The following is a 24,923-nucleotide window of genomic DNA, read 5'->3' as shown; positions in this document are numbered from 1 at the left end:
AATAAAATGAGTCAATATGGATTTTATTTTGATATGACAAAATGTATAGGATGCCGTACTTGTCAAATTGCATGTAAGGATAAAAATCGTTTGGGAGTGGGAACCTTATTTCGTAATGTGAAAACATTTGAAACAGGTAGTTTTCCCAATCCAAGTATCTATCATCTTTCTACTACTTGTAATCATTGTAAAAATCCTAAGTGTGCAGAAGGATGTCCAACTGGAGCCCTGCATAAGGTGGAACAAAACGGAATTGTAGATTATGATCCTGATATGTGTATCGGATGCAAATATTGTATTTGGAATTGTCCTTACGGAGTACCACAATATGTAGAGGATAAAGGAATTATAAATAAATGTGATGCATGTAAGGATCTGGTAGCTAAAGGGAAAAATCCTGCTTGTGTGGATGCCTGCCTTATGCGATGTATTGAATTCGGCGAACTGGATGATTTAAAGAAAAAGTATGGAAAAGATGCAGTTAGTGAACTACCAATTTTACCATCAGCTTCTATTACAAATCCATCAGTGCTGATTAAGCCAAGAAAAGCAGCATATTCAAAGGCTTATGTTGAAAGAGAGGTATGAAATATGTCAGAATTAGGATTACTAATATTTTCTATAGGAATTGAATCATCAGTGGGCATTATATTATTTTTAGCTATTATTAAATTAAAAAACAAAGATAGTATTAAGAAATTACCTATTATTATAGCAGCAGCATTTATAATTATTGGTGTATTTGCATATTGGTTGAATTTAGGTCAGCCATTTAAAATGGTGAATACTTTAAAAAATATTAAAAGTTCCTGGCTGTCTAGGGCAATTTTATTTTCTGGAATATTGGCAACTTTAAATGTAATAAATGCTATTATTACATTTGTGAAACCATCTCAAAGGATAATACAGATTATACTTACCCTATTAGCAGTGGCTATAGGACTTACTGGATTGTCTAAAGAAATTTTATTCTTTGGAATATTAATAGCATTAATTGTAGTAAATGCCATTATAACATTTGTAAAACCTTCCTCAAAGTTGGCACAAAATATATTTATCTGGTTATCAGCAGTTATAGGGCTCATAGATATAGCTATCATTGGGAATGTTTATACATTTACAGGTATTCCTTACTGGAATGGAATAACAACCTTTATAAATTTTTATACTAGTGTAATTCTGGTTGGAGGAATATTATATTATTCCTCTGATTATAGAGACCAGACAGAAAAGTCTAAAAAATTTATTGGCGCAGCAATATTATCGGCATTAATAGTACAAATTGTAAGTGAAATTTTTTATAGATCCAATTTATCTGCATTAGGAGCAGCATCTGCCAGTGGGAGATTGCTTTATGGAAATGGTATATTGGTTGTATTAAAGTATTTATTTGCAGTTTTTGCAGTTATATTTTTCTTCTGGAAAGGCATTGGAGAGAAAAAATATAATGGAAAAAATTTGATAAAAGTGGGAAATGAAGCAAAGCTTTTAGCTGTTGCATTTATAATAGTATCAGCAATCATAAGCAAATATTTGTTCTATACAATATTTATAACTACTAAGATTGGAAGAATTTAATATGATGGATCAAAGAGAAAGTATTGAAATACTTATTGCAAACAGAACCTATTTGTATGGAATATTTCACAATGTATTTGGTGCTGAACCAAGCCATGAACAATTAAAATTAGTAACCGGTCATACTACCATAAATGCTTTGGAGTTATTAGATATGCAAGATAATCATTCCATGGTGGATGCAGCAGAATTTTTGAAATCTATTGTCTATAAAGTAAATGATGATTTCATTGATAAGCTTAAAACGGAGTACACAAAATTGCTTATTGGACCAGAAAAAATGCCGGCCCCTCCTTGGGAATCTGTATATATAACAAAGGAACGTATTTTATTCAGGGAAAGTACTTTACAAGTCCGTAATATTTATATGAAGCATGGAATTATTCCAACTAGGTATCTTCACGTAGCAGATGACCATATTGCACTTGAATTGGAATTCATTTTCTGTTTAAGTACAAAAATGCAAAAATCATTTGAAGATGAAAATATGAGAATAGTAGTTCAGCTGTTAAAGGATCAAAAAGATTTCTTGCAATATCATCTTCAAAGATGGATTCCCGATTTTGCAAATGCAATGCAAAAGTCAACTTCCAAATTATACTACCCAGAGATGGCAAATATTCTGAAAGAATTTTTAATCATTGATTATGATATTATTATTGAGATATTAGATAATATAAATCTAAAGTGAGTCTTTATTCTGAGATTCAAAGGAAATTTAGGTGTCTGAAAATAAAATAGAGGTATTAGCATGTTAAATGATTTATTAACAAATTATTTATTTAATAAATTAATAGATGAAAATCATCCAACTATTGAATATGATCGTTGTATCAATAAAAATCAGAGGAAAAAGATATGTACAGCATGTCAGACGGCATGCAGTAGAGGAATAATAAAATCTACAAATTTAAAGAAGATTGATTGGTATAAATGTATTAATTGTAATATATGTGTTTCTGTATGTCCATCAAGAACAATACGTCCTTCTTCAAGTACCATGAATAAGATTCTAAGTACTCATGAAATAAAGGGAGAGGAGATCATTTTAGGCTGCAATATGGAAGATACATCTGGTGATGTAAAATTACATTGTATAGCTTCCTATCCATGGGAGATATTGGCTTACCTAGCTTTAGAAAAGCCAGTAATAATTATTAGAAGAAATTGTGACAGCTGTCTAGAAAAATCTTCTAATGAAGAGTTAATAGAACTAAATCTAAAACGTGTAAGGGAATTTTTAGGAGAGGAATTATACAGTCAGCGCATTATTATTAATGATAGCGGGTCTCCAATACCACAAAAACATTTTTCTAGACGGGACATGTTTGCACTTATTTTGAAAAAATCAAAGACTACAATTACTACTCTGCTGCCTGAAGATACAAGTATTAAATTAGATGGAATGATTTATAGGAAAGTACTATTAAACAGATTAAAAAATATTAAATATCTAAGTATTAAGCAAGGAAAATTTGGATGGTATACACCTATATTTGGCAGTAGATGTTGGGGATGTGGAGTTTGTGAAAAAGTATGTCCCCAAAAAGCAATTCATATTTCTGAAGGAGAAAAGGGCACAAGGATTATAAATCATACCGTATGGAAATGTGACAGTTGTGGAGTATGTGAAAATGTTTGTATGGATAAGGTAATTGAAGGAATGAAATTGGTGTATATTCACAATGTCTTTATTCCAGTGAAAACAAAAATTAAATCAGCAATTTGTAAAGAATGTGGTGCACCTGCAAAACCGGAAAACGGTGAAGAACTTTGTATGTATTGTTATAATAAGAGGAATTTGGCCAAATGAATTAATTATAAATGGGATGTGTTACAATGTATATCTATGCATTGTGGCACATCCCATTTGAATATGTACAATTATATTAATTTTACTGAATATAGTTTAAGGTATAATTATTATATCAGACTCTCTTTTTTACCAATTTACATGCTAAAATACTAATTTCATAGAGAATTATAATGGGTATAGCCATTGAAATTTGAGAAACTACATCTGGTGGAGTTAATATGGCTGCAATAATAAATATAGCGAATATAACATATTTTCTATACTTTGAAAGTTCACTGGCAGTAATTATACCTAATCGTGTTAAAATAATAATTGCTATTGGCAGTTCAAAGGTTATTCCAAAAGGTAGCAGAAAACTAAATAGAAAATCTACATATTTACTTATGGAAATCATAGGAGTTGCTGAATTACCACTTGTGTAAACAAAAAAATTAATGGATAAATTCAGTACAACTATATAGGCAAATACCACTCCTAAAATAAATAGAAAAATACCTAAAATAAATAAGCTGCCAAATATTAACCGCTCTTTGCGGTAAAGAGCTGGTTTTAAGAAAGACCAAATTTGCCAAAAAATAATTGGTGATACTACAATTACACCAGCAATTAAAGAAACCTTAACTTGTGAAGCAAATGATTCAGATAGTCCAGTATAAATAATTTCGATATGCATATTTTTTAGTGGCTTAACAATAAAATCCATTATGTAAGTTACAAAAAAGATAAGAATTATATTAAAAGCAACACCGATGGAAATAGAAATTATTAATAACATTTTACGCAGGTCTTTTAAGTGATCTAATATAGTTTTTGGAGTTCCTAATTCATTGTTGTTAAATTTTCCCTTATAAATCTGGATGTGTTCTTCTAATCTATGCTTTCTCTTTATCATCAGATTCAGCCTTCTTAACTGTTTCTTTGCTATCATCTTTTATCTCTTCTTTAAATTCCTTTATACTTTTTCCAAGAGATTTACCAACGTTGCCAAGTTTACCACCACCAAAAAATATTAGTGCAAGAAATAAAAGTAATAAAATCTCTGTTCTTCCAAGTCTCATAAATTTTCCTCCTTATAATATCACTGTACATTAAATATGTTCTTTTAACTTATGCTTTTTCTTTCATGTTAATTAAGTTTTTAATTTATATAATTTTCATAAAAAAGTTATATGAATCAGAAATTGCTAGATTTTTTAAATACTTTTTCAGTTGATTGCAGTTCTTCTTTTACGTCTTTTATTTCATTGTCAATATTATTTAAGGGATTCACATTTTTTACTGTCTGTTGAATTTCTTTTTTCACATTACTGATTTCAGTTAATTCTGAATCCAAATTTACAGATTGTTTTACTTCATCTACAATACCACGAAAATACTTCAAGGCTCGGGCAAGTGCTCTGGCAACTTTAGGTAAATCCTGAGGACCAACTACAAGAAAAGCAATCAATAGAATTAAAATTAATTCACCAAAGCCAATATTAAACATAATAATTTTCCTCCTTTTTATATGTAAAAAAATTACTTTTATCAACAAAAAATAAATATTAAAGATAACATTAAAAAACATATTTTAGCAGCTATTGAATTTAAATAAAATAAAAGGCTAATTTTCTCTTAAATTGTTCTAAGAAAAAATTAGCCTCTAGTTTTTCTAGTCAACTACAATATTTTTACAACTTTGTTTTAATATATTGCAATAAATTGTATTTATGTAAAATATCTAATTCAGTTAAATATTTAATATTTAACTGTTATTTATTAAATAAATAATTTAAATTGCAATTTATATATTCCATATTATTCTTATTTGTTTAATATATTTATATTATCCTTATTTTTTTGCCTTATGTCAATACGATTGCAAGAAAAACTGGCATTTATCTAAAATTTATTTTATTTAGTTATAAATTTACAAAAATTTTCTATAAATGGATCTTACTTAGTTGGAGTTTGTATTTTCACTAAGTTTAGATGAATTACCCAGGGACGTGTGGCTGTTATCTATACGTTTAGGAAAGCAGAGAAGCAAAATCTTGGATTTTGCATGAATCGCTTTTAGCTTTTAGGATTGAAGTTAAAAATATAAACTATATACTAATATACTGGTTTAAATATTTTTTAAATTTTCTTGACGGGATGGAAAGTGAATAATAAAATAATCTTAAATAAAGAATTTACTTAAAATTATATTGACATAATATGAAAAAATAGTGATAATATATATCGTACTAAACACATAAGAATAATATGCTATATTCTTATAAAATGTTAAAGTGAAATTATAACAATTATTTAGTTGACTAGAATACTAGAGACTAATTTTTCCTAAATTTATTTAAGAAAAATTAGTCTCTTAATATATTTAAAATTTAAATATAATTTATTGTATATTAATTTTTAAGAATGAGAATTATTAATGTACAAGATAGGGGAGAATATGAATTTTTATAATGTAGTATCTGTAGAGGAAGCAAAAGATATTATAAACTGCGATTTTAAGTTAAATTTAAAAACAGAATTAATAGATATTAAAGAATGCAATGGTAGAGTATTATCTAGGGACATTGTATCACCTTTAAACATTCCGGGCTTTAAAAGATCCATGGTAGATGGATATGCTGTTAAGTTTAGAGATCTTCAAGGTGCCAGTGAAAGCATGCCTTCCATGCTTGATTTAAAAGGAGAAGTTAAAATGGGCAAAATGCCTGTTAAATCACTAGAGTTTCCAGGTGAATGTATGTATATACCAACTGGAGGAATGCTTCCTGAAGGTACTGATAGTGTTATTATGATAGAATACATTGATAAAATGGATGATGCTACTGTACTTGCCAATAAGTCTATTTCCTTTGGAGAGAATGTATTGAATGAAGATGAAGATGTAGAACTAGGAGAAACTGTGCTTAAACAGGGAACACTGCTGAGACCTTATAGCATAAGTATGTTATCTAGTTTAGGAATTACTAAAGTACCAGTATTTCGCAAACCGAAAGTTGGTATAATTTCCACAGGAGATGAAATTGTATCTCCTGAAAAGCAGCCGCAGCCTGGTGAAATTAGAGATATTAACTCCTATCTTATTTATTCTTCGGTTATTGAAGATGGTGGACAACCTATATTATATGGGGTCATTAAAGATAATTATGAAGAATTATTTACAACTGTTAAAAAGGCCGTAAATGAATGCGATTTAGTTCTGGTATCTGGAGGTAGTTCTGTAGGAAAAAAAGATGAAACTGCAAAGGTTATTGATGAACTTGGAAACCCTGGAATACTTTTTCATGGAATATCTATAAAGCCAGGGAAGCCAACTATACTAGGAAAAATAAAAGATAAGCCTATATTTGGACTTCCAGGTCATCCACTTTCCTGTGCTGTAGTTTACAGAACATTAGTTAGATATCTTCTGCATGCAATGATGGGATTTGAAGATGTAGACTATCCTATTCCATGCAAATTTAGCATGAATTATCATAAAGCTAAAGGAAGAGAAGAATACCTTCCAGTTACTATTAACAGAATAGGAGAAGAATACATAGCTACGCCCATTCTTACTAAATCAGCGGCTATCAGTGGATTTACAAAGGCATGGGGTTACATAAAAATTAATAAAAATGTGGAAGGAATTTATGAACATGAAAAAGTATATGTTTATAAATTTCAGAGGTGATTAGTATGGTGCAAAAAGTATATCTGTCAAATTATGAGTTAAAAGAAGCCTTAAGTGAATATTTGGGAAAAATAGAGCATTCATTTTTAAATAAGGAATTATTAAGTACAGAGGAAGCTTTAGGAAGGGTCACTTCGGAAGCAGTTTATTCAAAAATATCTTCGCCCTTCTATAACTGTTCTGCTATGGATGGAATTGCTCTTCAAAGCTTAAAGACTATAGGGGCCTCTGAAAAGAATTCTATTATACTAGAGGAAGGCAAGGACTATTTAGTGGTAGATACGGGAGATCCAATTCCGAGAGAATATGATTGTGTAATAATGGTTGAGGATACAGTTAAAATTTATAAAGATAAAATTCAAATATATAAAAGCGCAGCACCCTGGCAGCACATAAGGCCACTAGGTGAAGATATAGTTGAGAATCAGCTTATTGTACCTTCCGGCCATGTTATAAGACCGGTAGATATAGGGGCAATGTTAGCTGGAGGAGTAAATACTATTAAAGTTTATAAAAAGCCTTTAATAGGTATTATTCCAACTGGTACCGAGCTTGTAGATCCAGGCAGCAGTCTTAAGACCGGTGATATAATTGATTTTAACTCAAGAGTATTTAGTGCACAAATTCTTCAATATGGAGGAATACCAAAAAGATATGGAATAGTAAAGGATAATTATGAAATTTTAAAAACTGTTTTAGAAAAAGCTGTTTCAGAATGTGACATAGTCATAATAAATGCAGGTTCTTCTGCGGGTAGAGAGGACTATACCAGTGATGTGATTTCGGATTTAGGGGAAGTTTATATACACGGTGTATCTATAAAACCAGGTAAACCAGTTGTTATGGGAAAGGTTGAAAACAAGCCAGTTCTTGGAATACCAGGATATCCGGTTTCTGCTTATTTTATAATGGATAAGGTCCTTAAAGTAATTATAGAAGGATATCAGGGAAAGAAATCTGAAAAAGTACAAAAACTAGAAGCTACCCTATCAAGAAGAGTTATGTCTTCTCTAAAGTATTTAGAATTTGTGAGAATGAAACTTGGATATGTGGGAAATAAGCTCATTGCCACACCGCTTTCAAGAGGGGCGGGGGCTACTATGTCTCTTGTAAGGGCAGATGGAATATTGGAAATTCCACAAAATGTAGAGGGCATTGAGGCTGGAACTAAGGTACAAATAAGCCTTATGAAAAATATAGATGAAATTAAAAATACAATTGTTTGCATAGGCAGCCATGATCCTATTTTAGACGTACTTTCTGACCTACTTCATGTAAAGAATCCTGATTATTATTTATCATCTGCTCATACTGGAAGTATGGGAGGCATAATGGCACTGAAAAATGGAGAAACCCATATTGCCCCAATCCATCTATTGGATATGGAAAGCGGTGAGTACAATGTGTGTTACATTAATAAATATTTAAAAGATAAGAATATAGCTCTAATAAAGGTAGTAAATAGAATTCAAGGGCTTATGGTTCAAAAGGGCAACCCATTATCACTTAGAGAAATTTCAGACATATCAAAAGAAGGTATACGTTTTGTAAATAGACAAAGAGGGGCAGGCACAAGGCTGCTGTTAGACTATTATTTAAAAAAATTAAATATTTCCCCAAATGATATTAATGGATATGAAAGAGAAGAATTTACTCATCTGTCTGTAGCCGCAGCAGTAGCCAGTGGAGATGTAGATTGCGGCCTTGGAGTATATTCAGCAGCGGAAATGATGGGTCTTGACTTTATTGCAGTGTGCAATGAAGAATATGATTTTGCAGTACCTGAGGAATATTTGAAAATGGAAACTATTAAAGAATTAATTAATGTTATGAAAAGTGATATATTTCTAAAAGAGCTGGATAGGCTTGGGGGCTATGATTATTCAAGTATTGGGAAGATAATAACATGTAATGATGAAAAGTTAATTTCTGTAAAAGAAATAGATAAAGATATTCCTCTAAAAGCCGTTGATAAAGTTTAAAGTTAAGCAGTAATTAATGAGAGAGATTTAATATTCAGTTTTAAAGCTTTGTTATGGGACTAAATGAAGCAGAATATATGACATTGTAAAAGATAGATAGTTAACTTTAAAGGGGGATGAGTAATGGCTAGGATTGTTGCATTAAATATAAGTGAGAAAAAGGGAACTGCAAAACATGCTATTGAAAAGGGATATTTTAAAGTTGATTATGGCTTATTGGGAGATGCCCATGCTGGAAGTGGGCCCAGACAGGTAAGTTTACTTGGACAAGAGAGTATAGATAAGATGAAGCAATTAAAATTAAAGGGATTTTGCAATGTTAAATTTGTGGAAAATCTTACTAGTGAGGGAGTAGCTTTTGATGAACTTTCTGTGGGGGAAAATCTTAAGATTGGAGAAGTTGTTTTAGAAATTACTCAGATAGGTAAGGAATGCTATAAAGGATGTAAAATAAGAAATTTAGTAGACACTTGTACTATGTCAAAAGAAGTTATATTTGCAAGGGTACTAAGGAATGGGTGGATAGAATCAGGGGATGAAATTCAATTGCTGTGATAGAATGCTACTGAAGTTTTTTTTGAATTCATAAACTTAAAGCAGCCTTCATGGAAAAAATAAGGTGTCTCACAAAGTATAAAAGTACATTGTGAGACACCATTTTAACTTTTTTCCTACTAAAAATAATTCTTAAAATTTAACGAACATTTATTCCTCTTGATACAGTTCCTTTTTACAGCTTTTTAATCAGCTTTACTTAGCTTTATTTAATGCATTTTGAGTTGCATTAATAAGACCTTTGCTGCTATAAGTTGCTCCAGATACAGTATCAACTGAATTTGTTGATTGAGCTAAAATTATTTTATTAGGTATAGTATTTTCCACGTTTTTATAAAAGTCTGGAGTATCTTCAGTTGATACTGTTTTAATAGTATCAATTTTACCGTCTTTTATATTAACAGAAACTTTTGTTGTACCACCGTTAAAGCCTATACCTGTTCCTATGTAATCTCCATCTTTATATTTGATTCCCTGTGAAACATTACTAGAGATTGCTACATTTGAAGAAGCCAATCCTTTCTGAATTGAGATTGAACTTCCAAAATTAGTTAAGCCATATATACCAGCAAAAATAGCTACAACAAAAGAGCTTGCGGTTGCTGAATTAACTTCTGTATTTAGTATATTTACGTGAGGATTTCTTCTATGACAGGTTTCTACACACCTTAAGCAATTTATACATTCACCTCCACGAACACTATTTACACTATAAAGTTTTAAACCCATTGAACAATTATTTGTACATATTCTGCAATCGCCGCATTTCTCAGTTGGTTTATTGATTTTTAATATGCTTATTTTAGATATTAAAGAAAACACAGCACCTAGGGGACATAAATATCTGCAAAAAAATCTTTCAATAAAAATATCTCCTATGAGTATTAAAATTAAAAGTATAAGGCCTATAGCTAGAGTGGACAACACAGTTGAAAAATTAGTTATCTGTGCAAAGGCATCCCAGGGACTTGCACCATTTAAAATATTATTTCCACCAGCAAATGTGAAAATTAGAATTAAAGCTAATATTCCATATTTTACATACTTTAGTATGGAATCAAGTTTTTCACTAACTTTAAAATTAATTTTGAATATTTTTCTTGACGCAATGTGAATCCAATCATTAAAGCTGCCGAAAGCACAAAACCATCCACAGAAAAATCTTCCCATTAAAATAGTAAAAATAATTGCTACTGTAAATTCCATTAATCCTGGAAGAGCCTGAATAAGATTAAAGTTTCCTTTAATAATCATTTGAAAAATTGATTTTAATTCACTGAAGGCCAATATGTATATACCGGGTAAAAGAAAAAATAAGATTATCTGCATGATATGCCTGAAAATTTGTATTTCCTTTATTTTTTTTGACATGTTTACAACTCCTTTTAAAATAATTATGTTTAACTGTTTACAAAATTGTGTAAACATTAATTTTTGATTAATTTAAACAATATAAAAAGGCCAATTTTTTCTCAATTTGTTTTAAGAAAAAATTAGCCTCTAGTATTTCTAGTCAACCATAATTACAATTTCATATTAATATTCTGTATATGAAAGTCTATTAGGCATCTTCAAAAAATAACTAGCTAGTATAAAAGTCTATTTTGTATCTTATGCCTTATTCTTATTTGATTAATATATCTATATTATCATTATTTTTTTATTTTATGTCAATATGATTATGAAAAAAGGTAGCATTTACTTAAAATTTATAGATTTTGAAAATATATAAACCATATCTGATATTTTACAATAGATTATATATTGATTTTAAATTAGTGAAAATAAAATGTAAAAAATAAGATAGATCCATTTTGTAATAGCAATAGTTTTTCTATTTATTGACTTCACCTAAATAATTCACTTATAATTCACTTAAAGTATAATAGAGATTCTATATATTAGATTTTAAAGTTTAACTTAGGCAGGGTAATTTAAAAATAAAAGGGGGAGATTTTATGTTAACAGATATTAATGAGGATACAATAAAAGTAGTGAAAAATCCAATATTTAAAGAATACGCATCCTTTTACCTAGATATTTCAAGGAATTTTATTCAGCAGGTTGAACAATACGGAATTTCTTTTGATAAAAATCCGAAGACAAGCATAGAGACAAAAGAAGTATTAAATCGCCTAAAACAAAAACAAGCTATTTTTCGCAATGATGATAAAAGTATTTATAATAATTTTATATCCCCTGCATGTGAGGCTTGTGCTAAAAGTATTGGAAGTGTAACCACATATATTTCCTTAATGTGCCATAGAAATTGCTATTATTGTTTTAATTCAAATCAGGAAGATTATGAGTTATTTAATAATAGTAAAAAAGATTGGAAATCACAATTAAAAGATATCATAAAAACAGAAAAAGATATTAGTTATATAGCTCTTTCCGGAGGTGAACCACTTTTACATAAAGAAGACACTGTTGAGTATTTTAAATATATTAAAAATTACATGAAAAATGTACATACAAGATTATATACTTCTGGTGATTTATTGGATGAAAAACTTGCTGAGGAATTGGATGAAGCAGGATTAAAAGAAATACGTTTTAGTATTAAATTAGAAGATAGTTTAGAATTACATAAAACAGTATTGAAAAAAATAGCTATTGCCCGCCAGTATATACCTAAAGTAGTTGTAGAAATGCCTGCTATTCCGGGAACCTTTGAAGAAATGAAGCAATTAATATTTGATTTAGAAAAATTAAAAGTAGATGGAATAAATCTTTTAGAGTTTTGCTTTCCCTACAACAATGTGGAAGAATATGCAAAGAGAGGATTTAAGCTAAAATATCCACATTTCAAAGTACTTTATAATTACTGGTATTCTGGTGGGTTAGCTGTATCTGGAAGTGAACTTTTAAGTTTAAAATTGTTAGAATTTATATTGGACAATCATTTGAAATTAGGTGCACACTACTGTTCACTGGAAAATAAGCATACTGGTCAGATATATAGACAGAATACAATTTCTAAAGCTGCATGGAAAAATATAATTTTTTCAAATAGAGATTACTATTTAAAGACGGCTAAGGTATTTGGAAAAGATATTTCAAAGGCAATTTTGGCATTTCATAAAAATGGAATAGAAGATTATGAAGAAAATAGAGACTATGACTTTCTTCAATTTCAACCAGAGAAAATTAAGTATTTAAAAGATACTGGTATAGAAGTGGCCATTTCTTACAATGTCACAGAGGAAAGAGATAATATGACCTATTTACGTGAATTAAAAGTTGATTATACAACGCCAGAAACATTTAGTTTAGATGATATATAGAGAGGGATGTGAACTTATGTCAAAGATACTTTTTTAAAATATTTCAGCCTATGGTCATGTTAATCCAACATTGGGATTGGTAAATGAATTAGTGAACCAGGGAAATGAAGTTATATATTTTTCTTCAGAAGAATTTAGAGAAAAAATTGAAAAAGCAGGTGCTGTATTTAAAAGTTACAGTGGAGAATCAAATCCCTTAAAAATGAAGCATAATAAGGGTGAGGAAACTGGCATCAATAAATTGATGAATTATGTGGTGAATCTTGCCTAGTGGAGTTTGTATTCCCACTTGTTTAGATGAATTATACATGGACTAGTCATTGGATAAAAAATATTTTAATCTAGAAAGCGAAATGATAGTAAATATTTATTTTGTGAAATGATTGACAAGCATTTCATATAATGATATATTTAACTAATTAAATATGTATAATATGTTTTTTAGTTCACTGGAAAACCAGAGGCTTTGAATAAAATACTTTTTGTATTAAACACAAAATAGTAAGTTTATTCAAAGCCTTTTTTGAATCAATTTATAAATCAAAATCATCTAAATAAGAACTATAATTATGTATTAAGTTAACTCTTTTATTTATAATAATAAACATATATCCTGCAATAAATCATATTTATTTTATTTAGATATATTTAATTGTTAATGAATAAATGTACAATGTTAATTGTAATTTATATATTAAAATTTTCAATCAGTTATAAGAAAACAATTTATCATTCACATATGAATATATGGCTTTAGTTCACTGGAAAACCAGAGGCTTTGAGTAGAGTACTATTTTGTATTAAATGCAGAATAATAAGCTATTCAAGGCCTTTTTTAAAATTAAATTTGAAAATGGGGAAGTGGTAAAATGGGTATTACAATTACGCCAAATCGTGAAGATAGACCTAATGCAGTTACTGGTGGAGGGGGATGTATTAGAGAAATTTCAACTAAATACCAAAAAAGATGTTTAAAAAATGCTGACAGGAGTTTTGCTCAAGCTACACAGTGTCAGGAAATAAACAGTATTGCAGCATTACTCTCCATTGAAGATGCTGTATTTGTAGTACATTCACCAAATGGCTGTGTTGGCTGTGTATCCTTTATGAATGATTTTTTTAAGGTAGGACAATATCATAGGGAGTCTCTAATATAAGAAATGCCAGATACATTGTTACAAGCTTAGATGAATCAGATGTTATTTTTGGTGGGGAAAAGAAATTAAAGGCAGCAGTTCATGATGCAAATTCCAGATATAAACCTAATATAATATTTATATTCACTTCCTGTGCATCGGGAATTATAGGGGACGATGTAGATGCCATAGCAAGTAGCCTTCAGGAGGAGATTGAGGCTATTATAGTTCCTATACACTGTGAGGGATTTAAATCAAAGGTTGCTGCAACGGGCTTTGATACGGTATTTAATGCTATAGAAGATTATCTGCTTAAGGATATAAAACCGAAAAAGGAAAAAGGCCTGATTAATGTTTTTGCCACTACTTCCATTGGATATAAAGACCAGCTTGAAATTGAAAGTCTATTAAGTGTATTGGAATTACATGTGAATTATATACCATTTTACTCTAGTGTTGAGAAGCTTAGAAAAATACCTGCTGCGGAATATTCAGTAGCTATTTGTCAGGTTTTTGCCGATGAATTCATGGAGCACTTGAAAAGGGAATATGACATACCTTACTCAAAAACAGTTATGCCTATAGGATTAAGAAATACTGATCAGTGGTTTTTGTCTATAGCAAAATTAGTAGGTAAGGAAGATATTGCACGCAAATACATTGAAGAGCAGCATAAAAAAGTGGCACCTGAGATCAATAAAATAAGAAAGCTTACTGAAGGAAAAAGAGTATTTATTTGTACGGGAACAGGTAGAGGAATTGCTGCGGCAACTTTAATAGAAGACTTTGGCATGAAGCTTGTTGGTATACAGACACCCACTTATGAAGAAGCATTGTTTGAAGACTTTGATAGGCTTGAAAAAATTCATGGTGGAGATTTTATTATAGATATAGCCAATATGCAGTCCTTTGAGCAGGCAAATCTTGTGAAGAAAATAAAACCTGATTTTTTTATTGGAATGTCTACCTGGGTTTCAAAGCTTGGCATAGCTTCAACACATATTTTGGAAGCAAAGGGACCTACTTTTGGATATAAAGGCCTTATATATTTAGGTAGGAAGATAGAAAATGCCATTGAAAATCCAAGCTTTAATATTAAGCTGACACAACACAAAAAACTTCCCTATAAGGATTCCTGGTATGAGGAAAATGCTTTTAAATATTTTAAGGAGGAGGTTTAAAAATGAGCAATTATTTAGAAAATCCAAGAGCTTCTTGTGCGCTTAATGGAGCGTTAGCTGTTGCATCTAGTCTGAATAAAACTATTTCTATCCTTCATGCAGGTCCAGGTTGTGGATTACAGGCTTCAATAGGAGTGAAAAGCGGATATTTAGGTGGAGGAATTGGTTGTCCAAGTTCCAATATGTTTGAAAGGGAAGTTGTTTTTGGAGGACTTAAGAGACTTAAAGAGACTATAGAAGGCAGCTTAGAGGTGATGGAAGGTGAACTTTATCTTGTATTTACAGGATGCACTTCAGGTATCATAGGGGATGATGTGGAGAGTGTAGTTCAAAAGTTTAAGGAGAAAAACGTACCTATAGCCTATGTGGAGACATCTGGCTTTAAGGGAGATTCCTATTATAGATATGAAGCTGTTTTTACTGAATTGGTAGATCAGTTTGCTGAAGAGTCAGTAAAGGAAGAAAAATTAGTTAACCTTTTTGGTATAGTTCCATCTCAGGATATAACCTGGAAGGGAAATATTGAGGAAATAACAAGAATATTAAAAAGCCTTGGACTAAAGGTAAATACTTTTTTTACAGGGCATCAAGGCATAGATACTATAAAAAAATCTTCAGCTGCTGAATTAAATATAATATTTTCACCATGGCTTTTAGAAAAAACTTCTCAAATATATAAGGAAAGGTTTGGAGTTGATACTTTTAGATATGCTGGTCTTCCTATAGGACCTACAGCAACTTCAGATTTTATAAGAAAATTATCTGAACATATTGTTATAGATAAAAGCTTGATTGAGAATGTAATCAAGGAAGAGGAGGATTATGTATTTAGCTATTTTGAAGATATAAATGCAATGATTACAAGATATCGCTTTGTAATTGTAGGAGATGTAAATACTGTATTAGGTTTAAGTAGGTTCTTAGTAAATGACTATGGACAGGTACCACTTCTTTCAATAATAACGGATAGTATTCCTGAAGTTTACAGAGATGGGATTGAAAAAGAACTCTTAAATCTTGAATATGCGAGGAAACCCAAAATCGTCTACGAAAATGACAAGTGGAAGATAAGCGAACTTATAAGAGGGCTACAGGAAGAGGCAACCTTAATACTTGGAAGCAGCTTTGAAAAGGAAATAGGAAGTGAACTTGATATATTTACTGTAACTGTTTCTGCTCCTTCAACGGATTCTCTTATTCTCAATAAAGCTTATGCTGGGTATAGGGGATGCCTAACCTTTCTTGAGGATTTTTATAATAATTATTAAAGCTTATAGGACTAGGCAGTTTTTAAAAAGAATAGTTCCTGAATGGAGTTATTCAATATGATTTAATTGATGTTTAGGGGGAGATAAAATGCCAATTAATTTTAAATTATCAGCTGTGCCAACAAGAGAAAACAGGCTAGGTTCTGTTACTGGTTATACGGGAGATCTTCATGATTTGGTTAAGCAATCAAGGTGTGGAAGCTTAAAAAATAAAGATAGGTGCTTTAGTCAGTCAAGTTCCTGTAATGCTGGTTGCGCATTGGGAACTCTTTCATTAATAAGAGATGTGGCAATAATAAATCATGCACCTTCAGGGTGTACTGCAGTAGCTTCTGACACAAATATAATTAACTCACAGTTAGCTAGAAAAAGAGGAATTACAAATGCAACGGTATTTGTAGGAACTGATATGCGTGAAGGGGATACAGTATTTGGAGCTGCGGGCAGTCTTAAAGAAATAGTTATAGAAACTTATAAAAGATATAAACCTAAAGCAATTTTTATAGGGACTTCATGCTTAACTGGAATTATAGGCGAAGATGTTGATAGTGTGGTTGAGGATTTAAAAAAGGAAATACCTGTGCCTATTGCTGCTGTTCACTGTGAAGGTTTTAGGTCAAGAATATGGGCAACTGGTTTTGATGCCGCAGATCATGCTGTACTTTCTAGTATTGTAAAACCACCAGTAAAGAAGAAAAATATAATTAATTTTAAAAATTTCTTTGAAAGTGAAAGAGATCAAATAATAAAGATATTTTCTGAATTTGGAGTAGAACCTTTTTTCTTTTATGTGAATTCTACAGTTGAGGAGCTTTCACATTTATCTGAAGCTTTAGCAACAGTAAGTATATGCGGAGTACTAGGCACATACCTGGGGAATGGTTTGGAACAAAAATATGGGGTCCCTTATGTGAAAACAATAAATCCTCTTGGAATTGCGGGCTTCGAAATTTGGTTAAGAGAAATAGGAAAAGTTATTAATAAACAAAAGGAAGTTGAAGCCTTTATTGAAAGGGAGAGAGCAATATATTTACCTAAAATAGAGGAGGTTAAGAAAAAGCTCAAGGGCTATAGGGCAGTAATTGGAATAGGACCAGGATATACTTATGAAGTAGCTCGTGTGCTTCAGGAACTTGACATAGAAGTGGTATGGGCAGCTTCCTGGCACCATGATAAAAAACATGATAATGATGATATTCCAGTTCCACTTAAATATTTGGAGGAAAATTCACCTTACAATTTTAAAATTAGTGTAGCAGACCAGCAAAATTATGAGATTTTAAATATACTAAATACTTATAAGCCTGATATATATTTTTCAAGACATGGTGGAACTACTGTTTGGGCAATAAAACAGGGAGTATCTGCTTTGTGTGTTAATGATGAATATATGATTTTTGGTTATAAGGGAACTTTAGATTTTGCATATACTGTATTGGATACCATACAGAACAGAAGCTTTGAGAAAAACCTGGCAGCAAGAGTTAAGCTTCCTTACACTGATTGGTGGTATAATCAGGATAATTCATCATTTTTAAAGAGTGAGGCAAAATAAAAAATTTTATGAGAAAAATAAATGTATTAAAGAATAGTGGAAAAGCAAGTTAATTATTGACAACTCTTTGTGTATTTAGTTACGCAAAGAGTTGTCTTTTTACTCACCAAATACATTTTTACTGTGAAAATTATAATGGCAGATAGTAAGGCAATTGCAAGCAATAGGACAAAACATTGACAAGATACAGCTATTTATATAATCTATAGATATAATAGTAGTTATTTAATATTTGATTGGAGATGTTAATAGCATATTACTAACAGGTGATAATAATAAGGCTGCTTCACATATTGCTAAGGCTGTTGGTATAGTAGATGTGAAAACAGATTGTTTGCCAGAGGACAAAATGTCTGCAGTTGATGAATATCAAAATAGAGATCAGTTGGTTTGCATGGTGGGAGATGGAATTAATGATGCTCCTGCACTTAAAAAGGCATATGTTGGTGTTGCCATGGGTGGCATAGGAAGCGATATTGCTGTTGATGCAGCAGATATTGCACTGGTAAATGATGATATAAATTGCATTCCACATTTATTAAGTTTATCAAAAAAGACAATGAAAACTATCAGATTGAATTTAATACTTTCCATGGGGCTTAATTTTATAGCTATAATATTGGCTATTACAGGTGTTTTAAATCCTATTGTAGGTGCATTAGTACATAATGTTGGATCAGTTGCAGTTATTGTAAATTCATCTTTGCTATTAAAATGGAAAGAGTAGGGGATTTAAATTAATGATAAGATTAGTATAATCACAGAATATCAGGTATAATCATATAGACGATTGGAAATTAGTTGATAATATAAATAAGGTTATATCTATTTATAAGTGAATAATTTATGTAAATAATTTAAAAATTGATATTTATTGGTAAAAATTATATAGGTTTTATGAATTACCATGCAAAGGAGAATGAATAATGAAGATTTTCGTAGATACGGCAAATGTTGACGAAATAAGAAAGGCTAGCCAATTAGGGGTAATATGTGGTGTAACAACAAATCCTTCTCTTATAGCAAAAGAGGGAAGAGACTTTAATGAAGTAATAAAGGAAATAACTGAAATAGTAGATGGTCCAATAAGTGGAGAAGTTATTTCAATGGAATGTAAGGGTATGGTAAAAGAAGCTCGTGAAATAGCTAAAATCCATAAGAATATGATAGTAAAGATTCCAATGTGTGAAGAGGGATTAAAGGCTGTTAATATTCTGCATAAAGAAGGTATAAAGACAAATGTTACACTGATTTTTTCTGCACTACAGGCACTGCTTGCGGCAAGAGCTGGGGCCAGCTATGTAAGTCCATTCTTGGGAAGGTTGGATGATATAGGAAACAAAGGAATTAATTTAATTGAGGACATTTCAGAAATATTTAAGCTTCATAACATAGACGTAGAAATCATTTCAGCCAGCGTAAGACATCCAATGCATGTGTTAGAGTGTGCTAAGGCGGGATCTAATATAGCCACAATACCATATAAAGTAATAATTCAAATGATAAAACATCCGCTTACAGACGCAGGAATAGAAAAATTTTTAAAAGATTATGAAGGTATGGAAAAGTAAAAATATAATTAAAGCTATAAATAATTCTACAATAGCAGCCGAAGCTGTTATTGTAGAATTATTTGCCTTTGGAAAAACATAAGTACAAATTGAAGTTCTTAAGAAAATGAATGTTTTTGTATAATTGGATAAACCACGTTAAGCTTTTGTTTAACTTAGTTATCTAGTAATCAGGAAGTAAAATCATAAAAATGATCAGCATGGACTAGAAGTTAAATTCTAAAAGTAAGAAAAAATAATTTACTCACCTAAAATATGTTTTTTTGAACTATATACAGTATGTAATAGTTCTTCAGCTAATGGACTTAATGGTTTTTCAAAAAATTCATCATATACTTTTATTATATCAGGATTTTCATGAGCAAGTCTCTGTGTAACACTTTGGTCCTTGTTATAAAGTCCTGCAATCCTCTTTTGGCGAACCTTATCTGCCATAGGAATTTTAACTTTAGGCTGTCCACCACCACCAATGCAGCCTCCGCGGCAAGTCATAACTTCAACAAAATCATATTTCTTTTCTCCACTTTTTACTTTTTCAATAAGCTTCCTTGCATTAGCTGTTCCATGTACAATGGCAATGTTAATAGTATAATCACCAATTGTAACCTGTGCCTCTCTGATGCCATCCATATTACCTACAGCTTCCAGATTATATAAATTCTTTGGTGGATTTTTCTTAGTTATATAATAGTAGGCTGTCCTAATAGCCGATTCCATAACTCCACCTGTAATTCCAAAGATTATACCGCCACCTGAACCTCTTGATAATAGAGAATCAAATTCTGCTCCTTGAAGAGCTTTAAAGTCTATATTGCTTTCCTTAATCCAGTTTGATAACTCTCTTACAGTAATAACATAGTCCATATCACGCATGGTTTCATCATTGTAATATTTACCAGAATCATTTTTTTCAGCGCGAGTGATTTCATATTTTTTTGCAGTACAAGGTGTTACAGCAACATTCACAATTTTTTTTGGATCTATACCTGCTTTTTTTGCAAAATAAGTTTTTATAGTTGGACCCTGCATAAGTATAGGGCTTTTAGATGATGATAAATTGTTTATAAGTTCAGGATAATATATTTCCACAAATTCTACCCAGGCTGGACAGCAGCTTGTAAATTGAGGCAAAGGGTTTTTACCGCTTGTAATTCTCTGAACTAGTTCTGAAGCTTCTTCAGTTATGGTTAAATCTGCTCCGAAGGTAGTGTCAAAAACATAATCGGCCCCAAGATTTTTTAAGACAGTAACCATTTTGTCTTCAACATAAGTTCCTGGCTCCATGCCAAAGGCTTCTCCAAGTGATACGCGTACGGAAGGAGAAGTCTGAAATATAACTATTTTGTCAGGATCATTAATTGCATCTTTTACTTGTTGAACATTGGAAACTTCTGTAATTGAGTAAACAGGGCAAACATTAGCACACTGACCACAATAAATGCAGATAGCTTTATCTCCTGTTTTCTCTAGGTCATAATGACCATATACAGAAATCTCCTCAGTACAGACTTTTTTACATATTTTACATTTAACACAAAGCTCTTCATGTCTCATAATTGATGGATTATCCTTTTCAATGGGAACTCTGATATCTGTAAATTGGTGTTTACTATTCATTAGATTATCTGTCCTCCTTAAATATTTTTATTGGATATTTTATTATTCTATAATAATATTTGCATAATTTTTAATTAATTACAAGTATGAATTTATATTTTATGTAAAATTTTGTATTTACAAAAAGAGTTTTTAATGCCTTTAAAACTATATGTAAAGAATTTTTTAAATATGACAATTAAAGAAGACGTGGATTCTATTGTAGGACAAGTGTAAGCAGTAGCACTTAACTTACATGAAGGCATAGTTTATAAAAAGGAATAATATACTTAAGGCAAAACCGAATGTTAAAAGAATATTTGGATAGGTTTTTAACAAGTTTTACTTTGAAAGGAGCTGTCTCACAATACATATTTATGCATTGTGAGACAGCTTTTTAACTACTCTGCTATTATAAATAATTATTAAAATCTGATTTCTAATAAACTAATGAAGCCTTCTCAAATTTAATGAGTATTTGTTACTTTTGGGACAGGCTATTTTGCAATTGATTTTTATGTATTACAATGGAATTTAGTTAATTTTTATTATCATAAAAGCTATTGATCCTTTCATAGATGATTTATTAATCTAGGAAAATATAATGTGATCTCTTTTCATGAATAAAATTTAAATTTTTCTCACATCAAAGGGAATGCCATATTTCCTACCTTTTTGAAACTTTCCTACCAAAAAGTAACTTCTTTTTTTTATAAATTAAGAAGCTTATACTAATACTTGTGTTAACAATACAAAATTAATGCCTAAAAGGGTATTAGTAAAAGGGGGAAATAAGTAAAATGAATAGATTTACTATACCAAGAGATGTTTATTTTGGAGATAATGCTATAGAGTATTTAAAATCAGTAAAGGGAACCAAAGCTATACTGGTTATTGGATCTCAGAGACTAATAAAGGATGGAACAGTCCACAAAATACAGCAGCTATTAAAAGAAGCTGATGTTGATACGGAAGTATTTTCAGGTGTTGAGAATGATCCTTCAGTTGCCACTATTAAAAAAGGTGTTGAAAAAATGTCAGAATTCAATCCAGATTTAATAATTGGTATTGGGGGCGGCTCACCAATAGACGCTGCTAAGGCAATGTGGATATTTTATGAATATCCAGAGCTTACATTTGAAGATGCTTCTAAACCATTTAGCTTACCAGAGCTTAGAAAAAAGGCAAAATTTATAGCTATACCAACTACCAGTGGTACAGGTTCAGAAGTCACTTCATTTTCAGTAATAACTGATAATGAAACAGGAATTAAGTATCCAATAGCTGATTATAATTTAACCCCAGATGTTGCTATAGTTGATACTGATTTAGTCCAAAGCATGCCTAAAGCACTAATTGCCAACACTGGAATGGATGCTTTAACTCATGCCTTTGAGGCTTATGTTTCAAAAGCTAGAAATCCAATAACTGATGGTCTAGCTATAAAATCAATAGAAATGATTGTGAACAATGTGGTTAATTCATTTAATGGAGAAAAGCAATCCAGAAAAGACATGCATATAGCTCAGTGTTTAGCTGGTATGGCATTTTCTAATGCAATACTTGGAATTGTTCATTCTATGGCTCACAAATCAGGAAAAATATTCAATGTTCCTCATGGACGTTTAAATGGAATATATTTACCACTTGTTATAAAATTTAATGCTAAAAAAGCCGGAGAATCTTATGCTGATATAGCCAAAAGATTGGGGCTAAAAGGGGAAACAACAGATGCACTAGTTCAATCACTAATTCAATTAGTTAAAGATCTTAGTGCCTCTATGAATATGCCTATAACTTTAAAAGAATATGGTATATCAGAAGAAAACTTTAAGGATAATCTAGATGAAATCTCTAAGGCGGCAGTAAAGGATCCGTGTACAGGTACAAATCCAAGAGAAATATCTGCAAAGGAAATGAAAGAATTATTTGAAGCTGCTTATTATGGAACAGCAGTTAACTTCTAAAATTTAATGGGAGTAAAAAACTCCCTTTGAATCTAACAAGTCTGTTTATATAAAAAATTAAAACTGATTATATATTAGTATATCTTATGAATGGGTGGCTTAAAATGACTCTTATAGTTATTTTAAAGACTATCCTTTTTATATTGAAAAAATTCAACTTGATATATCATGTAAATGCGTAAAATTATTTACGAAACGTTTTCCCCATTTATCCATTGATTTTAATATGGGAATCAAATCTGTTCCTATTTTAGTAAGTGAATATTCAACCATAGGAGGAACTTGATTATAGATAGTTTTATTGACTAATCCATTCTCATTTAGATCTCTTAATTGTTGTGATAACATTTTTTGAGTTATATCTGGAATTAATCTCTTAAATTCATTAAATCTGATAACTTTGTGCTCACTGAGATTCAAAAGAATAAGTACTTTCCATTTTCCACTTAAAACTTCTAATGTAACTTCAACTTCACTTTTATAATTGCTACAGCTGATTTTATTTAATCTATCTTTTGGCATATTTTCACTTCCCTTTAACATTTCAAAAATTCAATAAAAGTATTAATAATATATGCTCTAACTAGAATTATATCATTAAATTTCATATCTATGAATTTATTTTTTATAGACATTTAGTAATGATTATTAAATTTTTGTGTATTATAATTAATTAAATTTCAAAAGCTAACTTCTGCATTAAAATTTTATAAATGAATACGGAGATATAAATAAATTTAAATTAAAAAGTATATAAAAAAATGTGCTATAGTAATATATTAATATATAGATAAATTTATTTCATATAATTAAATTAATAGCGAGGGAAATTGAAATGAATAAATGCTTTGTTAAAAACTCAACAGGTATACTGAAAAAGGTGTTACTATGTCCTTCTGACTATATGAAACTTCAGCCAATCAATGTTATAGCAGAAAAATGGATTAAAGAAAATAATGAGTTAAGTATAAAAAATTGTATTAGAGAACATAAAGACTTAATAGAAGCTTATGAAGAAAACCGAGTGGAAGTGGCTTTAATGGAGCCGGATAAAAATATGACTAATGAAGTATTTGCAAGGGATTTTGGAGCTTGTATAAGAGAAGGATATATCCTTGGAAAATTTAAGGAACCTATTAGACGAGAAGAGACAGAAGCTTATAGAAAAAAGCTGGAGGAATTAGGGGTTCCCTGCGTTGCTAAAGTTACAAAAGGCTTTTTTGAAGGTGGAGACTTTTGGTTTTTAGATGATAATACTTTAGCAATAGGAGTTGTTGCAAGAACTGACGAAACTGGAATACAGGATATAAGAGAACAAATTAGTAAATTTGGTTATAATATAATACCTGTAAAGTGTCCAAAAGAAAATCTTCATTTAGATATGTGCTTTAATATTGTAGAGGATAAGTTAGCTGTAGTATGCAAGCAGGCTTTGCCTGATAGTTTTATTAATATTTTAGAAGAAAGAAAATTTTCTTTAATTGATATTACTCAAGAAGAAGTTTTTAAACTGCATTGCAATTTACAGGCACTAGGAAATGGAAGAGTAATATCTCTTAAATCTAATAGGGAAGTAAACAATAAACTTAGAACTTATGGAATCAATGTAATAGAATTGGAGTTAAGTGAAATTCTTAAAAATGGAGGAGGTCCACATTGTATGACCTTCCCATTAGAAAGAATATAAAAATATGGGAAGTATTGAAAAATAAAAGGGCAGCTAATAACTGCCCTTTTAAAGTGGTGAATTAGGTTATACTA

At 30.5% G+C, this 24,923-nt stretch carries 22 protein-coding genes and 1 pseudogene; 17 read left to right on the top strand and 6 right to left on the bottom strand.

Annotated elements, in window-relative coordinates:
* The first annotated feature begins 6 nt into the window (after positions 1-6).
* Genes CLOPA_RS20030 through CLOPA_RS20015 form a run of 4 tightly spaced genes read left to right on the top strand, consistent with a single transcriptional unit; the run spans position 7 to position 3,391 of the window.
* Positions 7-588: a 4Fe-4S dicluster domain-containing protein gene (locus CLOPA_RS20030; protein ID WP_015617249.1), complete on the top strand. Its 582-nt coding sequence runs from the start codon at positions 7-9 to the stop codon at positions 586-588.
* Positions 589-591: 3 nt separating this feature from the next.
* Positions 592-1,578, top strand: coding sequence for a DmsC/YnfH family molybdoenzyme membrane anchor subunit (locus CLOPA_RS20025; RefSeq protein ID WP_015617248.1), 987 nt, complete (start codon positions 592-594; stop codon positions 1,576-1,578).
* A gap of 1 nt (position 1,579) precedes the next feature.
* On the top strand, positions 1,580-2,269 hold the full coding sequence (locus CLOPA_RS20020) for a TorD/DmsD family molecular chaperone (protein WP_015617247.1): 690 nt from the start codon (positions 1,580-1,582) through the stop codon (positions 2,267-2,269).
* A 60-nt stretch (positions 2,270-2,329) separates the two neighbouring features.
* Positions 2,330-3,391 carry a 4Fe-4S dicluster domain-containing protein gene (locus CLOPA_RS20015; RefSeq protein WP_015617246.1) on the top strand — a complete coding sequence of 354 codons (1,062 nt, stop codon included), beginning with the start codon at positions 2,330-2,332 and terminating at the stop codon, positions 3,389-3,391.
* Positions 3,392-3,506: 115 nt separating this feature from the next.
* Here the strand turns inward: CLOPA_RS20015 and tatC are convergent, their stop codons facing one another.
* From tatC to tatB, 3 genes are all read right to left on the bottom strand, one after another.
* Complete coding sequence (gene tatC, locus CLOPA_RS20010; RefSeq protein WP_015617245.1) at positions 3,507-4,286, bottom strand: twin-arginine translocase subunit TatC; 780 nt, start codon at positions 4,284-4,286, stop codon at positions 3,507-3,509.
* Complete coding sequence (locus CLOPA_RS20005) at positions 4,267-4,452, bottom strand: twin-arginine translocase TatA/TatE family subunit (protein WP_015617244.1); 186 nt, start codon at positions 4,450-4,452, stop codon at positions 4,267-4,269. Before CLOPA_RS20005 ends, tatC begins: the two co-directional genes overlap by 20 nt.
* Positions 4,453-4,568: 116 nt before the next feature.
* Positions 4,569-4,880, bottom strand: a complete 312-nt coding sequence (tatB, locus tag CLOPA_RS20000) for a Sec-independent protein translocase protein TatB (protein WP_015617243.1) — start codon at positions 4,878-4,880, stop codon at positions 4,569-4,571.
* A gap of 951 nt (positions 4,881-5,831) precedes the next feature.
* Here tatB and CLOPA_RS19995 point away from each other — a divergent pair.
* From CLOPA_RS19995 to CLOPA_RS19985, 3 genes are all read left to right on the top strand, one after another.
* Positions 5,832-7,064 (top strand): molybdopterin molybdotransferase MoeA, encoded by a 1,233-nt coding sequence (locus CLOPA_RS19995; RefSeq protein WP_041711007.1) that lies wholly within the window; start codon positions 5,832-5,834, stop codon positions 7,062-7,064.
* Positions 7,065-7,069: 5 nt separating this feature from the next.
* A complete protein-coding gene (locus tag CLOPA_RS19990; RefSeq protein WP_015617241.1) occupies positions 7,070-9,046 on the top strand; it encodes a molybdopterin biosynthesis protein in 1,977 nt (658 codons plus the stop codon).
* Positions 9,047-9,169: 123 nt separating this feature from the next.
* Complete coding sequence (locus CLOPA_RS19985) at positions 9,170-9,601, top strand: MOSC domain-containing protein (RefSeq protein ID WP_015617240.1); 432 nt, start codon at positions 9,170-9,172, stop codon at positions 9,599-9,601.
* A 195-nt stretch (positions 9,602-9,796) separates the two neighbouring features.
* On the opposite strand, the gene CLOPA_RS19980 is transcribed toward CLOPA_RS19985, so the two are convergent.
* The gene (locus CLOPA_RS19980) at positions 9,797-10,972 is read right to left on the bottom strand and encodes a 4Fe-4S binding protein (protein WP_015617239.1); all 1,176 of its coding nucleotides are present in this window, start codon (positions 10,970-10,972) and stop codon (positions 9,797-9,799) included.
* A gap of 587 nt (positions 10,973-11,559) precedes the next feature.
* On the opposite strand from CLOPA_RS19980, the gene CLOPA_RS19975 reads away from it, so the two are divergent.
* The 8 genes and pseudogenes from CLOPA_RS19975 (at position 11,560) to fsa (ending at position 19,599) form a co-directional block, all read left to right on the top strand.
* Positions 11,560-12,888, top strand: coding sequence for a radical SAM protein (locus tag CLOPA_RS19975; RefSeq protein WP_015617238.1), 1,329 nt, complete (start codon positions 11,560-11,562; stop codon positions 12,886-12,888).
* Positions 12,889-12,958: 70 nt separating this feature from the next.
* Positions 12,959-13,159 carry a hypothetical protein gene (locus CLOPA_RS19970; protein ID WP_207637890.1) on the top strand — a complete coding sequence of 67 codons (201 nt, stop codon included), beginning with the start codon at positions 12,959-12,961 and terminating at the stop codon, positions 13,157-13,159.
* A 598-nt stretch (positions 13,160-13,757) separates the two neighbouring features.
* Positions 13,758-14,045, top strand: a complete 288-nt coding sequence (locus tag CLOPA_RS26295; protein WP_242834235.1) for a hypothetical protein — start codon at positions 13,758-13,760, stop codon at positions 14,043-14,045.
* On the top strand, positions 14,042-15,205 hold the full coding sequence (locus CLOPA_RS19965) for a nitrogenase component 1 (RefSeq protein WP_347460084.1): 1,164 nt from the start codon (positions 14,042-14,044) through the stop codon (positions 15,203-15,205). The genes CLOPA_RS26295 and CLOPA_RS19965 overlap by 4 nt, the downstream gene beginning before the upstream one ends.
* A 2-nt stretch (positions 15,206-15,207) precedes the next feature.
* The gene (locus tag CLOPA_RS19960) at positions 15,208-16,473 is read left to right on the top strand and encodes a nitrogenase component 1 (RefSeq protein WP_015617237.1); all 1,266 of its coding nucleotides are present in this window, start codon (positions 15,208-15,210) and stop codon (positions 16,471-16,473) included.
* 88 nt (positions 16,474-16,561) lie between these two features.
* Positions 16,562-18,028 (top strand): nitrogenase component 1, encoded by a 1,467-nt coding sequence (locus tag CLOPA_RS19955; protein ID WP_015617236.1) that lies wholly within the window; start codon positions 16,562-16,564, stop codon positions 18,026-18,028.
* A gap of 241 nt (positions 18,029-18,269) precedes the next feature.
* Positions 18,270-18,755 (top strand): annotated as a pseudogene (locus CLOPA_RS19950) (HAD-IC family P-type ATPase); the annotation flags it as partial.
* 199 nt (positions 18,756-18,954) lie between these two features.
* Positions 18,955-19,599: a fructose-6-phosphate aldolase gene (gene fsa / locus CLOPA_RS19945; RefSeq protein WP_015617235.1), complete on the top strand. Its 645-nt coding sequence runs from the start codon at positions 18,955-18,957 to the stop codon at positions 19,597-19,599.
* Positions 19,600-19,839: 240 nt separating this feature from the next.
* Here the strand turns inward: fsa and CLOPA_RS19940 are convergent, their stop codons facing one another.
* On the bottom strand, positions 19,840-21,216 hold the full coding sequence (locus CLOPA_RS19940) for a [FeFe] hydrogenase, group A (protein ID WP_015617234.1): 1,377 nt from the start codon (positions 21,214-21,216) through the stop codon (positions 19,840-19,842).
* A 779-nt stretch (positions 21,217-21,995) separates the two neighbouring features.
* On the opposite strand from CLOPA_RS19940, the gene CLOPA_RS19935 reads away from it, so the two are divergent.
* Positions 21,996-23,162 carry an iron-containing alcohol dehydrogenase gene (locus tag CLOPA_RS19935; protein WP_015617233.1) on the top strand — a complete coding sequence of 389 codons (1,167 nt, stop codon included), beginning with the start codon at positions 21,996-21,998 and terminating at the stop codon, positions 23,160-23,162.
* 153 nt (positions 23,163-23,315) lie between these two features.
* On the opposite strand, the gene CLOPA_RS19930 is transcribed toward CLOPA_RS19935, so the two are convergent.
* Positions 23,316-23,684, bottom strand: coding sequence for a winged helix-turn-helix transcriptional regulator (locus tag CLOPA_RS19930; RefSeq protein WP_015617232.1), 369 nt, complete (start codon positions 23,682-23,684; stop codon positions 23,316-23,318).
* A 313-nt stretch (positions 23,685-23,997) separates the two neighbouring features.
* Between CLOPA_RS19930 and CLOPA_RS19925 the strand changes: the two genes are divergently transcribed.
* Positions 23,998-24,849, top strand: coding sequence for a dimethylarginine dimethylaminohydrolase family protein (locus CLOPA_RS19925; protein WP_015617231.1), 852 nt, complete (start codon positions 23,998-24,000; stop codon positions 24,847-24,849).
* Positions 24,850-24,923: the final 74 nt, after the last annotated feature.

Origin of the sequence: Clostridium pasteurianum BC1, from assembly GCF_000389635.1 — a bacterium.
GTDB lineage: Bacteria > Bacillota > Clostridia > Clostridiales > Clostridiaceae > Clostridium_I > Clostridium_I pasteurianum_A.
The sequence above is the reverse complement of the archived record's forward strand: the minus strand, read 5'-3'. Positions and strand labels throughout refer to the sequence as shown.

What these genes read in the sequence shown, in the direction of transcription:
- CLOPA_RS20030 (WP_015617249.1), top strand. Translation starts at nt 7, where the DNA reads ATGAGTCAATATGGATTTTATTTTGATATGACAAAATGTATAGGATGC.
- CLOPA_RS20025 (WP_015617248.1), top strand. Translation starts at nt 592, where the DNA reads ATGTCAGAATTAGGATTACTAATATTTTCTATAGGAATTGAATCATCA.
- CLOPA_RS20020 (WP_015617247.1), top strand. Translation starts at nt 1,580, where the DNA reads ATGATGGATCAAAGAGAAAGTATTGAAATACTTATTGCAAACAGAACC.
- CLOPA_RS20015 (WP_015617246.1), top strand. Translation starts at nt 2,330, where the DNA reads ATGTTAAATGATTTATTAACAAATTATTTATTTAATAAATTAATAGAT.
- tatC (WP_015617245.1), bottom strand. Translation starts at nt 4,286, where the DNA reads ATGATAAAGAGAAAGCATAGATTAGAAGAACACATCCAGATTTATAAG.
- CLOPA_RS20005 (WP_015617244.1), bottom strand. Translation starts at nt 4,452, where the DNA reads ATGAGACTTGGAAGAACAGAGATTTTATTACTTTTATTTCTTGCACTA.
- tatB (WP_015617243.1), bottom strand. Translation starts at nt 4,880, where the DNA reads ATGTTTAATATTGGCTTTGGTGAATTAATTTTAATTCTATTGATTGCT.
- CLOPA_RS19995 (WP_041711007.1), top strand. Translation starts at nt 5,832, where the DNA reads ATGAATTTTTATAATGTAGTATCTGTAGAGGAAGCAAAAGATATTATA.
- CLOPA_RS19990 (WP_015617241.1), top strand. Translation starts at nt 7,070, where the DNA reads ATGGTGCAAAAAGTATATCTGTCAAATTATGAGTTAAAAGAAGCCTTA.
- CLOPA_RS19985 (WP_015617240.1), top strand. Translation starts at nt 9,170, where the DNA reads ATGGCTAGGATTGTTGCATTAAATATAAGTGAGAAAAAGGGAACTGCA.
- CLOPA_RS19980 (WP_015617239.1), bottom strand. Translation starts at nt 10,972, where the DNA reads ATGTCAAAAAAAATAAAGGAAATACAAATTTTCAGGCATATCATGCAG.
- CLOPA_RS19975 (WP_015617238.1), top strand. Translation starts at nt 11,560, where the DNA reads ATGTTAACAGATATTAATGAGGATACAATAAAAGTAGTGAAAAATCCA.
- CLOPA_RS26295 (WP_242834235.1), top strand. Translation starts at nt 13,758, where the DNA reads ATGGGTATTACAATTACGCCAAATCGTGAAGATAGACCTAATGCAGTT.
- CLOPA_RS19960 (WP_015617237.1), top strand. Translation starts at nt 15,208, where the DNA reads ATGAGCAATTATTTAGAAAATCCAAGAGCTTCTTGTGCGCTTAATGGA.
- CLOPA_RS19955 (WP_015617236.1), top strand. Translation starts at nt 16,562, where the DNA reads ATGCCAATTAATTTTAAATTATCAGCTGTGCCAACAAGAGAAAACAGG.
- fsa (WP_015617235.1), top strand. Translation starts at nt 18,955, where the DNA reads ATGAAGATTTTCGTAGATACGGCAAATGTTGACGAAATAAGAAAGGCT.
- CLOPA_RS19940 (WP_015617234.1), bottom strand. Translation starts at nt 21,216, where the DNA reads ATGAATAGTAAACACCAATTTACAGATATCAGAGTTCCCATTGAAAAG.
- CLOPA_RS19935 (WP_015617233.1), top strand. Translation starts at nt 21,996, where the DNA reads ATGAATAGATTTACTATACCAAGAGATGTTTATTTTGGAGATAATGCT.
- CLOPA_RS19930 (WP_015617232.1), bottom strand. Translation starts at nt 23,684, where the DNA reads ATGCCAAAAGATAGATTAAATAAAATCAGCTGTAGCAATTATAAAAGT.
- CLOPA_RS19925 (WP_015617231.1), top strand. Translation starts at nt 23,998, where the DNA reads ATGAATAAATGCTTTGTTAAAAACTCAACAGGTATACTGAAAAAGGTG.